The 213-nt window shown below is 40.4% G+C and carries 1 pseudogene; it reads left to right on the plus strand.

Going from position 1 to position 213, the window contains the following annotated elements:
• Positions 1 to 213, plus strand: a pseudogene (locus BN338_RS10690) (integrase); the annotation flags it as partial.

Raw genomic sequence — 213 nt, forward strand, 5'->3', positions numbered from 1 at the left:
AATCCCTGCTGAAAATATGAAAGGAAAACGTGATGCTACAACAGAATTTCGCGTGCCTCTATCAACAGAAGCATTAGAAATTTTAAAACAAGCGCGCTTACTTTCTCGTAATGACTTCTTTTTTTCTGCTAAAGGTCGTGGTCCTCTTGCTGAAAAATGTATGTCAAAGTATATGCAACAGACTGGACTAAACGCCTGCCCCCATGGTTTTCG

The sequence above is a fragment of the Bartonella queenslandensis AUST/NH15 genome, assembly GCF_000312585.1.
GTDB lineage: Bacteria > Pseudomonadota > Alphaproteobacteria > Rhizobiales > Rhizobiaceae > Bartonella > Bartonella queenslandensis_A.